We start from the raw sequence: 13,374 nt of genomic DNA, 5'->3' as shown, positions 1-13,374 counted from the left end.
CAGCGGCCGTTGTACCCTCGCTTCCATAAGGCGCACCGCCTGGGGAGCGCATGGGGGAGTGCACGGGGGAGCGAGCAGTGCGGACGTCAACGACGACGAGACGACAGCGAGGACAACATGAGTTCCAACCGAGGGATTGCCTATCTGGAACCGGGCGTGGTGGAAGTCCAGGACATCGACTACCCCACCTTCGAACTGAAAGACGGGCCGGGTGTTAACCCGGCTAACATCGGGCGCAAACTTCCACACGCCGCCATCCTGAAGGTGGTCACCACCAACATCTGCGGATCCGACCAGCACATGGTCCGCGGGAGGACGACGGCGCCGCCCAACCTGATCCTGGGCCATGAGATCACCGGGGAAGTGGTGGAAACCGGATCGGACGTGGAGTTCATCAAGGTGGGCGACCTGGTCTCGGTGCCGTTCAACATTTCCTGCGGCCGCTGCCGCAACTGCAAGGAACGCAAGACCGGCATCTGCCTGAACGTGAACCCCGACCGCCCCGGCAGCGCCTACGGATACGTGGATATGGGCGGCTGGGTGGGCGGCCAGGCCGAGTATGCCCTGGTACCGTACGCGGACTGGAACCTGCTGCGGTTCCCGGACAAGGACCAGGCCATGGAGAAGATCCTTGACCTCACCATGCTTTCGGATATCTTCCCCACCGGCTATCACGGCGCAGTCACCGCCGGGGTGGGGGTTGGCTCCACCGTCTACATCGCCGGGGCGGGACCAGTCGGTCTGGCGGCAGCAGTCTCGGCACAGTTGCTGGGCGCCGCCGTGGTGATTGTCGGCGACCTGAATGAGGAGCGGCTGGCCCAGGCGCGCAGCTTCGGCTGCGAAACCGTGGATGTATCGCTGGGTGCTCCTCAGGACCAGATCGAAATGATCCTCGGGGTGCCGGAAGTGGACTGCGCCGTCGACGCCGTCGGGTTCGAGGCCCGCGGCCACGGTGCCGGGTCAAGCAGCGAGGCACCGGCCACTGTGCTGAACTCGCTGATGGACGTCACGGCTGCCGGCGGGGCACTGGGCATCCCGGGACTGTACGTGACCGGCGATCCGGGCGGCGTGGACGAGGCGGCGCAGAAGGGTTCGCTCAGCATCAACCTGGGTACCGGCTGGGCCAAGTCGCTGTCCTTCACCACCGGGCAGTGTCCGGTGATGAAGTACAACCGTGAACTGATGACGGCGATCCTGCATGACAAGGTGCAGATCGCCAAGGCCGTCAGCGCCACGCCGATCAGCCTGGACCAGGCACCCGAGGCCTACCGTGAGTTCGATTCGGGCGTGGCGAAGAAATACGTCATCGACCCGAACGGGATGGTGGGTTCGCACTAGTCCACCGGTCCGTCCGCTAAGCAGGAGGACGGACGAACAGCAGCACGCCCGGCAGGACCGAAACCAAATCGGTCCTGCCGGGCTGTCTTCGCGCCCGCACCCTTCTGATGCCTCCCGGCCCGGCGGTACGCTCAATTGGTCCGGGGTCCCGTCACAGCTTTTCGGGCCTCCGCCACTCGAACGCCCACGGCTTGATAAAAGCGGAGTTGGAAGCGGGGATCGTATGTGCGGCAGCAGCGGAACGATCGGCAAAGCCGGAACCGGAACACCTGACATCCAGGGGAGGCCGGCATGAACGGGGCGGACACCGCGTGGGTGCTGATCTGCGCCGGGCTGGTGCTGTTTATGACCCCGGGCCTGGCACTCTTCTACGGCGGGATGGTTCCGGTCCGTAACGTCCTGACCATGCTGATGCAGAACATCATCCCGCTCGGAATCATCTCGGTGACCTGGATCCTGGTCGGGTACACCCTGGCCTTCAGTAACCGGGGCAACTCCGTGCTCGGCGAATTCGATGCCTTTGCGCTTATCGACGTCGACACTCCGCAGTTCCACACCGTTGCGGCGGGCGTGACCATTCCAACGCTGGCCTTCGTGGCCTACCAGATGATGTTCGCGGTGATCACTCCCGCACTGCTCACCGGTGCGACAGCCGGCAGGCTCCGGTTCGCCGGCTGGGTGGTTTTCCTTGCAGCATTCTCCATCCTGGTCTATCCGCAGGTGGCGCGCTGGCTCTGGCATCCAAAGGGTTGGCTGTTCCAGCTCGGCGCCCAGGACTGGGCCGGCGGCATGGTGGTGCACGCCTCCGCGGGTGCCGCCGCCGTGGCGGTGCTGCTGGTGGTGGGCCGGCGGCGCGGGTGGCCCAACCTTCGGAACTCGCCCAACAACCTTCCGCTGATGCTGGTGGGCGGTGGCATTCTCTGGTTCGGGTGGTTCGGATTCAATGCGGGTGACGGGCTGCAGGCCAACGACATTGCCGCGCAGGCGCTGATCAATACCCACGTGGCAGGATCGGCCGCGATGCTCACCTGGTTGCTTGTGGAGCGGATCACCAGAGGACACTGCACGCTGGTAGGAGCCATTTCCGGTGCAGTTGCGGGCCTGGCCACCATCACGCCCTGCGCAGGCTATGTCGGCACCGGGGCGGCCCTGCTGATCGGACTGATCGCGGGATGCGTGTGCGTGGTGGCGGTGCGGCTCAAGAGCGTCCTGCATTACGACGACGCCCTGGACGTCATTGCCGTCCATTTCGTGGGCGGTGTGCTGGGGTCCTTCCTGCTGGGTTTCTTCGGGGACAGTTCAGTGAACCCGGCCGGAGATGACGGCATCTTCTCCGGCGGCGGGGGAATGCTGCTGTGGCACCAGATCGTGGCCCTCGTTTCCGTGGTGCTCTTCTCCTTCGTGCTCAGCTGGATTGTTGCCGCCGTCATTTCCCGGACCATAGGGCTGAAGGAGCCGGGTCCGGAGCAGGAGGACCTGGACCGCGTCCAGCAGGACTCGTCCGCATATTCACTCAGCGGCATCAGCGCCCGGCCCACGGCAGCAGGCCGGGCGGCGGTGGACGGAAGCCCCGGCGGCGACGTCCGGCACTCCGCACCCAGCCATGTCATCAGCGCGGTGGTCAACACCGAGCGCATTGACGGGCTGCGGGACGCGCTGCTGATGGCCGGCGCCCGCTCCCTGGAGCTCTCCGACACCGCTGTCTACTCCGGGAAGATCCGGACCGATTCTTTCCGCAGCGAAAAGCGCCTGATCGATTTCGATGAGCGGTTCCGGGTACAGGCAGCGGTGGACTCAGATCATGAGGAAGCGGTGGTCGCGGTGCTGAAACGGTTCGGGGCGGAACCCGAATCCATCTACCGGATGGCAATCGCCCCGAACTGACGCCCGGTTAGACCCGTTCCACCTTGAGCGGTTCGGCCAGCAGGGCGCTGAGGGATTCCTGCAGGTCCTGGAGGGCTGCACCACGGGCATGGCGCTCCAGATCCTCGCGGGAGGCCCACTGTTCCGCCAGCACAATTGCCGCCTCCGAGTCCTCAATGATTTCGTAGCGCAGGCAGCCCGGTTCCGTCCGTACCTGCTCAATGGCGATGTCCAGGGCCAGCTTCACGCGCATGTGCTCGCCGGCGTTCGGGACCAGGGTGGCGCGGAGATTGATGGGGGTATTGGTTTCCATTCCCCCACCATAGGACTTCCACGGAAACCGCCGTGCAACCGACCCTCGAATACCTCAGCGGCGGCGGTGATCCATCGGGGCGAGCTTCGGCCCGTAGGTGGGTTTGCGGTAACCGCTGAGCATGATCATCCGCACCACCCGCTGGCGGTGTCCCCGCCAGGGTGCGAGCAGCTCCAGCATGCCGGCGTCGTCGGTCCGCTTCCCGGTGAGGGCCGCGCCCACGTAGGCGGCCAGATGGTAGTCGCCAACGGAGACGGAATCCGGAGCACCGTGTGTCCGCTGGGTGATTTCCGCAGCGCTCCACACGCCGATTCCCGGCACCGAGCAGAGCTTGGCGGTCAGCTCCTCGCCGAGCGGATCCCCGGCCAGCCGCTCCAGCCCCGAGGCGAGTGCACAGGCCCGCAGGATGGTGGTGGAACGGGAGAGGTCCACCCGTGCCCGGTGCCAGTCCCAGCTGGGGATCTTCCGCCAGGTCTCCGGGGCAGGGGCGGCTTTCATGCCCGACGGCGCCGGGCCGGGTGCGTCAACGCCGTAGCGGGTCACCAGGTAGCGCCAGGCGTAGTAGGCCTCCAGCACGGTGACTTTCTGCTCCAGCACCACAGGGATCAGGCTGTCCATGATCCGGCCCGTGCTCGGCAGCCGCAGGGAGAGGTTCCGGCGCCGGGTCTCGGTGACCATTCGGGGCAGGGTGGCGAGGAACGCGTCGTCGTCGAAGCCGGACCAGTCGTCGTGTTCGCCCAGCAGGGCGGGTACCGAGTCCAGCGCGCACCGGGCACCCGGTCCCCAGGCCTGGGCGCGGACCCGTGCGCCGGGGGCCGGGACGGGTTCCTCGCGAAGGTTCAGGGTGGCCGGACCCTCCGGGGTGAGGAAGGCCAGCCACGCAACACCCGGGCCGAGGCGGATGGTCGGATCCTGCTTACCGCGGACCAGGATGCGCAGCGAAGTCTGCAGGCAGTACGGGGCGGGGGACTCCCAGCAGCGCACCAGACCGGAGTGAGCCTGCTGCAGCGCTGGAACAGCGGCAGTGAAGGACATGCAACTATCGTTGCACGTACCACCCCCGCTCCTGCCCGCACTGCTGGCTGCCCCGATTGTGGCTTTTGCTACGCCGCGTTCCGTCCCCCATGCCACAGCGGGAAGGAAGAAGTACCGTGGGTCACATGAAGTATGCCAATACCGTCCTGGACCTGATCGGCAACACTCCCTTGGTGAAGCTCCACCACGTGACCGAAGGCATCAGTGCCACCGTCCTGGTGAAGCTGGAGTACCTGAACCCGGGCGGATCCGTGAAGGACCGCATTGCCGTGAAGATGATCGACACGGCCGAGCGCGAGGGGAAGCTGCTGCCCGGCGGCACGGTGGTTGAGCCCACCAGCGGCAACACCGGCGTCGGGCTGGCGTTGGTGGCCCAGCAGAAGGGCTATAAATGCATCTTCGTTACCCCGGACAAGGTGGGGGTGGAGAAGCGGGACGTACTGCGTGCCTACGGTGCCGAAGTGGTGGTCACCCCGACGGCGGTCGCTCCGGACAGCCCCGACTCCTATTACGGAGTCTCCGACCGGCTGGTGCGCGAGATCGACGGCGCCTACAAGCCGGACCAGTTCTCCAACCCGTCGGCCCCGGCCAGCCACTACGAATCCACGGGACCGGAAATCTGGGCGGATACAGACGGCCGGGTGACGCACTTCGTGGCAGGCGCGGGCACGGGCGGCACCATTACCGGCACTGGACGCTATCTGAAGGAAGTCTCCGCGGAACGTGCCTCCGGGCCGGTACGCGTGATTGCCGCTGACCCGGACGGGTCAGTGTATTCCGGCGGCACGGGCCGCCCCTACTTCGTGGAAGGCGTGGGGGAGGACATGTGGCCGGACAACTACGATCCGTCCGTGCCGGACGAGGTGATTGCCGTGAAGGACGCGGAGTCCTTCACCATGACCCGCCGCCTCGCCCGGGAGGAAGGCCTGCTGGTAGGCGGTTCCTCGGGCATGGCCGTCACGGCGGCCCTTGAAGTTGCCCGCTCGCTGGGGCCCGACGACGTCGTTGTGGTCCTGCTGCCGGACAGCGGCCGCGGATACATGGGCAAGATTTTCAACGACGAGTGGATGCGCTCCTACGGTTTCCTGCAGGACGGCGGGGAGCAGGCCACCGTCCGCGACGTGCTGGCCACCAAGGACGGCTCGCTGCCGGAACTGGTCCATACCCATCCAAACGAAACCGTGCGGGACGTCATCGCCATCCTGAACGAGTACGGGGTCTCGTATCTGCCTGTCCTCTCGCAGGAACCGCCGGTGGTCCTGGGTGAAGTCCTCGGATCTGTGGATGAGCGCTCGCTTACGGAGAAGCTCTTCCGCGGCGAGGCCAAGCCGACGGATCGGATCAGCGAGCATATGGGGCCGCGTCCGGAGCTGGTGGGTGCGGGGGACAACGTGGCCGCCGCGCGTTCCAAGCTGCAGGAGGACGACGCCGTCATGGTTACGTCCGATGGCGCAGCCGTTGGCATGCTGACCCGGCACGACCTACTTTCGTACCTGAGCCTGTAACCCCGGCGCACCTTCGCAGGGGTGCTGCCTGCACCAATCTGCCGGTCCCGGCCGGCGCTAGGAGAACACCATGAGCAGCTTCAGTACCCGCGCCATCCATGCGGGCCAGGAACCGGATCCCACCACGGGCGCAGTTATTCCGCCGCTGTACCAGAGCACCACCTACGCCCAGGACGGTATCGGCGGCCTGCGCAACGGCTATGAGTACGGCCGCGGAACCAACCCCACCCGGGATTCGCTGCAGCAGCAGCTTGCAGCACTGGAAGGCGGCAGGCATGCCTTCTCCTTCAGCTCCGGGCTGGCTGCGGAGGACGCCCTCATCCGGGGGCTGCTGGCTCCCGGGGACCACATCGTCCTGGGCAACGATGCCTACGGCGGAACCTACCGCCTGATCAACAAGGTGCTGGGCAAGTGGGGAATCACCAATGCTGCCGTGGACATGTCCGACGCCGCGGCGGTTGCGGCTGCCATCGCGGCCGGGAACACGAAGATCGTCTGGCTCGAAACACCGTCGAACCCGATGATGAAGATCAGCGACATCGCCGCAACGGCACAGGCAGCACACGACGCCGGTGCTCTCCTGGTGGTCGACAACACCTTTGCGTCCCCGTACCTGCAGCAGCCGCTGGCCCTGGGGGCCGACATCGTCGTGCACTCGACCACCAAGTACATCGGCGGGCACTCCGACGCCGTAGGCGGTGCCGTAATCCTGAACGACGACGCCATGGCGGAGGAGATCGGATTCATCCAGTTCGCTGTCGGTGCGGTCTCCGCGCCGATGGAAGCCTGGCTGACCACCCGCGGCCTGAAGACCCTGGCGGTGCGGATGGACCGCCATTCCGCCAGCGCAATGGCCGTGGCGAAGTGGCTGAAGGAGCAGCCAGCAGTGGAGCACGTGCTGTATCCGGGACTGGAAGAGCATCCGGGGCATGACCTGGCCAAGGCCCAGATGAAGGACTTCGGCGGAATGGTTTCGGTGTCCTTCAAGGGCGGCGAGACAGCGGCCCGGAAAGTGGCCGAATCCACCCGGCTGTTCCTGCTCGCCGAATCCCTGGGCGGGGTGGAGTCCCTGATGAACTACCCCTCGGACATGACCCACGCTTCGGTCAAGGGCACCGAACTGGCCGTGCCGGAGAACCTGCTGCGGCTTTCGGTGGGCCTGGAGGATGTCGAGGACCTCATTGCGGACCTCGACCAGGCGCTGGGGCAGCTCTAGGAAGCCGTATCCCTGCGCCCCTTGCGCTTCCTGGGGTCGCGGAGCTGGAAATACCTGCTGCTCTGCGGCAGCCAGAGCAGCGCCGTGCAGGCCAGCAGCACCAGGCCTACGGCTACCAGCGACGGGCCGCGGAAGAGCAGCGGGAACCCGGCAATCACACCGATGCTGCTCAGTGTTTCCCGGGCGCTGCGCTTCCCCGAGCGCAGGCGCAGCACGCTGTAGGCGCTCAGGGCAGCAAGCACCAGGGCCAGGGTTCCCAACAAGGTCAGCGCAGCGCTGTCCTGGTGCTGGGTCCGGGCCGAAATGATGAAGGAGACACCCGCCGTGGCCACCAGCGCAGCTGCCGCCAGCCAGGCGGCCGCCGCCGCCCGGATGATGCGGGGCGGGCGGGCGCGCGGCGCGGGAGTGCGCGGCGCAGGGGTGCCGGAACCCGGTCCCATCAGCGGGGCGCCACGATCTGTTCGCGGGCCTCAAGGTCATAGCGGTAGACCTCCCGGCCGCCGATCCACACCTTCAGCGCCCGCTGCATCACGTCCAGCGGATCGCCGCTCCACAGGAGCAGATCCGCGTCCTTGCCGGGTTCCAGGGAACCGAGCCGGTCCGCGAGGCCCAGGACCCGGGCGGGATTGATCGTCACGGCACGCAGTGCCTCGTCGGGGTCCAGCCCCTCCTTCACCGCGAGCGCGGCTTGGTAGATCAGGAAATTGATGGGGACCACCGGATGGTCGGTGATGATGGAGATCTCCACCCCGGCAGCAGCCAGTTTCCCGGGATTTGCCATACTGCGGCCGCGCAGCTCCACCTTCGAACGGGTGGTGAAGAGCGGACCGATGAGCACCGGGATGCCGCGTTCGGCCAGGACATCGGCCAGCAGGTGCGCCTCGGTGCCGTGGTCCAGCACCAGGTCGTAGCCGAACTCGTCCGCCAGCCGCAGGGCGGTGCCGATATCGTCCGCCCGGTGGGCATGCTGCCGCCAGGGGATTTCCCGCTTCAGCACCATGGCCAGGGCTTCGAGGTGCGGGTCGCGGGAGTTCGGGTCCGCCTTGCCCAGATAGTTCTGAGCATCCATAAAGGCCTGCCGGATCACCATCGCCGTACCCAAACGCGTGGAGGGGGTCTGCTTCTTGTCGCTGTAGACCCGCTTCGGGTTCTCTCCGAGCGCGGACTTCAGGCCGCTGGGTGCGCGCAGCACCATTTCCTCCAGATAGCGCCCGTGCGTGTGCAGCGCCACTGCCTGCCCGCCGATCGGGTTGCCGGAACCGGGGTTGATGTTCGCCGTGGTCACTCCGCCGGCCAGCGCGTCGTCGAACCCTGTATCAAAGGGGTTGACGGCGTCCAGGGCGCGGACGCCCGCCATCACCGGGTCCGTCATCTCGTTGGAATCGTTGCCGGCCCAGCCTTCACCCTCCTCATGCACGCCGAGGTGGGTGTGCGCATCCACCAGCCCGGGCAGCAGCCACTGTCCTCCGGCGTCGAGCACCCGGGCGCCTGCGGGCACAACGACGTCGGGGCCAAGCTCCCGGATCCGTCCGTCCTCGACGATGACGGTGCCGTCGAAGGGCCTGCCGGTGACCGGAACCACATGGGCATTGGTGATGGCTTGAAGCGCGGGGGACATGGGGACCTTTCGCTTACTGATCTGGTCCGGCCAGCCTATCGCCTGCCTCCGGGCGGGGGAGGCGGGGCAGCCTGCCCGGTAGACTTGCGGGTGTCAAGATCGACGAAAAAACGCTATGTAGCGCCACGCGCGCGGCCGGCAGTCTTACAGGGAGAACAATGGGCCAGATCCACCGATCCGCTTTTGTGCGGACCGTTGCGACCCTGGGGGCGCTGGCATTAGCCGGACTGCTCGTATGGACAGCTTTCGACTTGTCGCCGCGCCACGGCCTCGACTTCAGCGTCTACCTTTCCGGCGGGCAGAGCGTCATCGACGCCGCCGGTGAACTGTATACGAAGTCGGTCCAGTACGACGCCGACAGCAGCCTGCTCTTCACCTACCCGCCTTTTGCCGCGCTGGTCTTTGCCGTGCTGGCTCCGTTCGGCCAAAGCGTGGGGCTGAATATCTTCACCGGCATTTCCATCGCCATTGCCGCAGCCACCGCCGTCTGGGCAGTCCGCTATGTCTTCCGCCGCCGGGGCGCAATGGATGTACTCCGCCACCCCTGGCTCCGGCCGCTGGCGATCGCGGGTACCGGGTTGATCGTGCTGCTCGGACCGTGGCGCGAAACGCAGGCCTTCGGGCAGATCAACATCCTGCTCTTTGGGCTGATCATGGCCGACTTCGTGATCAAGAAGGAGGGCTGGCCCACCGGGCTGCTGACCGGGGTGGCGGCCGGGCTGAAACTCACCCCGTTGGTTTTCGGCCTGTACTTCCTGGCACGGGGCGACTGGCGCGGACTGCGCAACATGACCTACGGCTTCCTCTCAACCTTCGCCCTGGGCTTCCTGATCCTCCCGCGGGAATCCCGCACGTACTGGCTGGACCTGCTGCCGGACACCTCGAGGATCGGCGGTGCCGGCTACGTGGACAACCTCTCGATCAAGGGTGCGATCCTGCACTTCGGCGGCCCGGATTTCCCCGTCGACCTTCCGTGGCTCCTCCTGTCGCTGATGGCTGTCGCCGCTGCCGCCGTCGTCATCCGCATCGCCGGCAACCGCGGGGAGACTTTCACCGCTTTGGCGGCCACCGCGCTGCTGATGCTCCTGATTTCCCCCGTCTCCTGGTCGCACCACTGGGTCTGGGTGGCCCTCTTCATCCCTGTCCTGGCCCGGAACATGATGGATTTGGAGCCGGAGCGCCGGAGACTGAAGATCACGGGGTTCCTCCTGCTGGCCTCCTCGCTGGTGATCTTCATTTACTCGCCCAAGACCATCGGCGAACTGTTCAATGCGCCCAACTTGGACTCCCAGCTGCCCGAGCCGTGGCTGATGGCCTCCAGCGCCGGTGTCTTCTGGGGTATCGGGCTGCTGGCCTGGTGGACCGTCAACTATTGGGGCAGCCGCCCGCGCCACTGGTGGCGCAACAATCCGCCCGGGTTGCAGCGGGCCACGGAGCCGCAGCCCTAAACTGCTGGCATGAGAACCGGTTCACTGCTCGCCGTTTGCCTGGTGCACGGCCTCCTGCCCACGAAGGACGCCACCGGCGTCACTGCCATCGACAAACGCGCCGTGGCAGGACCGGTAAAAATCCATCCCCTGGGGCTGACCGGAGACCTGCAGGCCAGCCGCAAACACCACGGCGGTGAATCCAAGGCAATCTATGCCTATTCCCAGGATGACGCCGAGTACTGGTCCCGGGAACTGGGACGCGAGATCCCGCCCGGCCTGTTCGGCGAAAACCTGCGGCTGGACGGTTTGGACGCCACTGCCGCCCTGATCGGCGAGCGGTGGCGGATCGGCGCCGAAGTCGAGCTGGAAGTGACCTGTCCGCGTACCCCCTGCCGCAACTTCCAACGGCGGATGGAGGTGCCGAACTGGCAGCGCCGCTTTGCGGAGGCCGGCCGGGTGGGCACCTATCTGCGGGTCCGCCGCCGCGGCAGCATCACTGCGGGGGACACGGTGGAAGTGGTGACCGCACCCAGCCACGGCGTGAGTGTCCGTGACGTCTTCCGCGGCCTCGACGCCGATCAGGCAGCGGCGCTGCAGGCGTCCCGGAGCGCCGGCGAAATCACGCTGTCACCGGAAATACTCAAGGTCCTGCGCACCATGTCGGCCAAAGCCGAGCGGTCCGCGGCGGCAGTGCCGGCCTCGGGTTAGCCCTGCCCGCGGCGCCTGCCCGCAGCGCCTGTGCGCAAGCTCACCGGCTCCGACCACGCACCCGACGCCGGGATGCCGTACACTGGAAAACATCCCCCACTCCGGTATTCCCTTATTTCCTACGGTTCAATCCGTACGGTTCGTTGTGTTGGGGCTCGCATCTAATGCGGGCAGATTCATCTTTCGGGGAGCGCCGGCAAAGAAATCGTCACACCGGTCGTAGGCACAATCCAGTGAAATCGGCCCACAGCTGTGACGGAAAGTCCTGCCTGGGATTGCAACAGCGCCGGACTTACGTCCTGCAGCCTATTGGTTGCCCGGTCCCGATTGAATGAGGATTACCTCTTGTCTGAAGCCACGCTGGAAAACACCAACGTCGAAAATGCCGCTCCCGAAACCGAAGAGAACACCGTGCTGTTCAGTGACTTCGGATTGGACGAGCGCGTCCTGGCAGCCCTGAAGGATGTCGGCTACGTAACGCCGTCTCCCATCCAGGCAGCTACCATCCCCCTGCTGCTCGAAGGCCGCGACGTCGTCGGCCTGGCCCAGACGGGTACCGGCAAGACCGCGGCATTCGCCGTTCCGGCCCTGTCCCTCCTCGCCGGCCGCCCGGCAACCAAGGACACCCAGGTGCTGGTGCTTGCACCCACCCGTGAACTGGCCCTGCAGTCTGCAGAAGCCTTCACTTCCTACGCTGTCCACATGGACGGCATCACCGTGCTTCCCGTGTACGGCGGTTCCGCCTACGGCCCCCAGCTCAACGGCCTTCGCCGCGGCGCCCAGGTTGTTGTTGGCACCCCCGGCCGTGTGATTGACCACATCGCCAAGGGTTCCCTGAACCTGTCCAACCTCGAGTACCTGGTGCTCGATGAGGCTGACGAAATGCTCCGCATGGGCTTCGCCGAAGACGTGGAGCAGATCCTTTCCTCCACTCCGGCGAGCAAGCAGGTTGCACTGTTCTCCGCCACCATGCCGCCGGCCATCCGCAAGATTGCCAAGAAGTACCTGAACAACGCTGCGGAAATCACGGTCAAGTCCAAGACCACCACCGGCGCGAACACCCGCCAGCGCTACGTGCAGGTCATGGGCCCGCACAAGCTGGATGCAATGACCCGCATCCTGGAAACCGAAGAGTTCGACGGCGTTATCGCGTTCGTCCGGACCAAGGCGGCCACCGAAGACCTGGCTGACAAGCTCAAGGACCGTGGCTACAGCGCCGCCGCCATCAACGGCGACATCCCGCAGCAGCAGCGTGAGCGCACGGTCGAGGCCCTCCGCGACGGCAAGATCGACATCCTGGTTGCCACGGATGTTGCCGCCCGCGGCCTCGACGTCGAGCGCATCAGCCACGTCGTCAACTACGACATCCCGCACGACACCGAGTCCTACGTCCACCGCATCGGCCGCACCGGCCGTGCAGGACGCACCGGCGACGCCATCCTGTTCATGACCCCGCGCGAGAAGTACCTGCTGCGGGCCATTGAAAAGGCCACGCGCCAGCCGGTTGAGCACATGCAGCTGCCGAGCGTCGACGTCGTCAACGAGAAGCGCCTGGCCAAGTTCTCCGAGAAGATCACGGAAACCCTCGGTTCCGAGGACATCGCGGTGTTCCGGGACCTGGTGACCAAGTACCTGGCCGAGCACGAAGTTCCCGCCGAAGACGTTGCAGCAGCCCTGGCCGTCATGGCCCAGGGTGGCCGCGACCTGCTGCTGCGGGAAATCCCGCAGGCTCCGGCCCGCCAGCGTGAGCGTTCCGAAGGCCGCAACGACGGCGTCGGCTCCCGCGGCCCGACGCGCCCGCTGACCGAAGGCAATGCAACGTACCGCATCGCCGTCGGCCGCCGCCAGCGCGTGCTGCCCGGTTCGATTGTCGGCGCCATTGCCAACGAGGGCGGCCTGTCCTCCGCGCAGATCGGCGGCATCGACATCCGTGCAGACCACACCCTGGTGGAACTGCCTGCAGACCTGTCCAAGGACCAGCTGCGCGCCCTGTCCCGCACCCGGATCGGCGGCGAACTGATCCACCTGGAACTGGACAAGGGACGCAAGCCGGCCCGTGAGCGTGAAGGCGGCGGCAGCTTCAACGACCGTGCCGACCGTGGCGGCTTCAAGAAGGATTTCAAGAAGCGCGACGGCGAGCGTTCCTTCGGCGACCGAGGCAGCGACCGCCCGTTCAAGAAGCGTGAAGGCGGCTTCCGCGACAGCGCCGCTGCCGGTGCCCGCAAGCCCCGCTTCCGCGACTAGGAAGCAGCGGCGCCCGTAAACCCGGGCGCCGCACCGCAGTTCCGTACAAACAAGAAGGACGCCTCCCGCTGCGGGAGGCGTCCTTCTTGTTATGCCCTGTGGTG

General features: G+C 66.3%; 11 protein-coding genes. 7 read left to right on the top strand and 4 right to left on the bottom strand.

Annotated features, from left to right (window positions below):
• Positions 1 to 117 precede the first annotated feature (117 nt).
• Both fdhA and LJ760_RS02320 read left to right on the top strand, forming a co-directional pair.
• On the top strand, positions 118 to 1,338 hold the full coding sequence (gene fdhA, locus LJ760_RS02325; protein ID WP_227918868.1) for a formaldehyde dehydrogenase, glutathione-independent: 1,221 nt from the start codon (positions 118 to 120) through the stop codon (positions 1,336 to 1,338).
• Between the two features lie 291 nt (positions 1,339 to 1,629).
• Positions 1,630 to 3,222 (top strand): ammonium transporter, encoded by a 1,593-nt coding sequence (locus LJ760_RS02320; protein WP_227918865.1) that lies wholly within the window; start codon positions 1,630 to 1,632, stop codon positions 3,220 to 3,222.
• Positions 3,223 to 3,229: 7 nt separating this feature from the next.
• Here the strand turns inward: LJ760_RS02320 and LJ760_RS02315 are convergent, their stop codons facing one another.
• The gene (locus tag LJ760_RS02315; RefSeq protein ID WP_227918863.1) at positions 3,230 to 3,514 is read right to left on the bottom strand and encodes a putative quinol monooxygenase; all 285 of its coding nucleotides are present in this window, start codon (positions 3,512 to 3,514) and stop codon (positions 3,230 to 3,232) included.
• Positions 3,515 to 3,568: 54 nt separating this feature from the next.
• Positions 3,569 to 4,549 carry a DNA-3-methyladenine glycosylase family protein gene (locus LJ760_RS02310; RefSeq protein WP_227918860.1) on the bottom strand — a complete coding sequence of 327 codons (981 nt, stop codon included), beginning with the start codon at positions 4,547 to 4,549 and terminating at the stop codon, positions 3,569 to 3,571.
• Positions 4,550 to 4,674: 125 nt separating this feature from the next.
• On the opposite strand from LJ760_RS02310, the gene LJ760_RS02305 reads away from it, so the two are divergent.
• Together LJ760_RS02305 and LJ760_RS02300 are read left to right on the top strand one after the other, a co-directional pair.
• Positions 4,675 to 6,054: a cystathionine beta-synthase gene (locus LJ760_RS02305; protein ID WP_227918855.1), complete on the top strand. Its 1,380-nt coding sequence runs from the start codon at positions 4,675 to 4,677 to the stop codon at positions 6,052 to 6,054.
• A 70-nt stretch (positions 6,055 to 6,124) separates the two neighbouring features.
• The gene (locus LJ760_RS02300; RefSeq protein ID WP_227918852.1) at positions 6,125 to 7,270 is read left to right on the top strand and encodes a cystathionine gamma-synthase; all 1,146 of its coding nucleotides are present in this window, start codon (positions 6,125 to 6,127) and stop codon (positions 7,268 to 7,270) included.
• Here LJ760_RS02300 and LJ760_RS02295 read toward each other — a convergent pair.
• Together LJ760_RS02295 and LJ760_RS02290 are read right to left on the bottom strand one after the other, a co-directional pair.
• Positions 7,267 to 7,710 (bottom strand): hypothetical protein, encoded by a 444-nt coding sequence (locus LJ760_RS02295; RefSeq protein WP_227918850.1) that lies wholly within the window; start codon positions 7,708 to 7,710, stop codon positions 7,267 to 7,269. The two genes, LJ760_RS02300 and LJ760_RS02295, sit on opposite strands and share 4 nt — an antisense overlap.
• The gene (locus LJ760_RS02290; protein WP_227918848.1) at positions 7,710 to 8,888 is read right to left on the bottom strand and encodes an amidohydrolase; all 1,179 of its coding nucleotides are present in this window, start codon (positions 8,886 to 8,888) and stop codon (positions 7,710 to 7,712) included. The genes LJ760_RS02295 and LJ760_RS02290 overlap by 1 nt, the downstream gene beginning before the upstream one ends.
• A 158-nt stretch (positions 8,889 to 9,046) precedes the next feature.
• Here LJ760_RS02290 and LJ760_RS02285 point away from each other — a divergent pair, with 158 nt between their 5' ends.
• The 3 genes from LJ760_RS02285 (at position 9,047) to LJ760_RS02275 (ending at position 13,270) form a co-directional block, all read left to right on the top strand.
• The gene (locus tag LJ760_RS02285; protein WP_227918846.1) at positions 9,047 to 10,336 is read left to right on the top strand and encodes a glycosyltransferase 87 family protein; all 1,290 of its coding nucleotides are present in this window, start codon (positions 9,047 to 9,049) and stop codon (positions 10,334 to 10,336) included.
• A gap of 9 nt (positions 10,337 to 10,345) precedes the next feature.
• Entirely contained in the window at positions 10,346 to 11,026 is a 681-nt protein-coding gene (locus tag LJ760_RS02280) for an MOSC domain-containing protein (protein ID WP_227918843.1), read from the top strand.
• A gap of 345 nt (positions 11,027 to 11,371) precedes the next feature.
• Entirely contained in the window at positions 11,372 to 13,270 is a 1,899-nt protein-coding gene (locus LJ760_RS02275; protein WP_269436466.1) for a DEAD/DEAH box helicase, read from the top strand.
• The last annotated feature ends 104 nt before the right edge of the window (positions 13,271 to 13,374 follow it).

Source organism: Arthrobacter sp. zg-Y895, from assembly GCF_020731025.1.
In the GTDB taxonomy this organism is placed as follows: Bacteria; Actinomycetota; Actinomycetes; order Actinomycetales; family Micrococcaceae; genus Arthrobacter_B.
Note: the sequence above shows the minus strand (reverse complement) of the source record. Positions and strands in the feature narration are given on the sequence as shown.

Coding starts and splice junctions, on each gene's coding strand:
- LJ760_RS02310 (WP_227918860.1), bottom strand. CDS start 4,549: ATGTCCTTCACTGCCGCTGTTCCAGCGCTGCAGCAGGCTCACTCCGGT.
- LJ760_RS02300 (WP_227918852.1), top strand. CDS start 6,125: ATGAGCAGCTTCAGTACCCGCGCCATCCATGCGGGCCAGGAACCGGAT.
- LJ760_RS02320 (WP_227918865.1), top strand. CDS start 1,630: ATGAACGGGGCGGACACCGCGTGGGTGCTGATCTGCGCCGGGCTGGTG.
- LJ760_RS02280 (WP_227918843.1), top strand. CDS start 10,346: ATGAGAACCGGTTCACTGCTCGCCGTTTGCCTGGTGCACGGCCTCCTG.
- LJ760_RS02305 (WP_227918855.1), top strand. CDS start 4,675: ATGAAGTATGCCAATACCGTCCTGGACCTGATCGGCAACACTCCCTTG.
- LJ760_RS02315 (WP_227918863.1), bottom strand. CDS start 3,514: ATGGAAACCAATACCCCCATCAATCTCCGCGCCACCCTGGTCCCGAAC.
- LJ760_RS02290 (WP_227918848.1), bottom strand. CDS start 8,888: ATGTCCCCCGCGCTTCAAGCCATCACCAATGCCCATGTGGTTCCGGTC.
- fdhA (WP_227918868.1), top strand. CDS start 118: ATGAGTTCCAACCGAGGGATTGCCTATCTGGAACCGGGCGTGGTGGAA.
- LJ760_RS02295 (WP_227918850.1), bottom strand. CDS start 7,710: ATGGGACCGGGTTCCGGCACCCCTGCGCCGCGCACTCCCGCGCCGCGC.
- LJ760_RS02285 (WP_227918846.1), top strand. CDS start 9,047: ATGGGCCAGATCCACCGATCCGCTTTTGTGCGGACCGTTGCGACCCTG.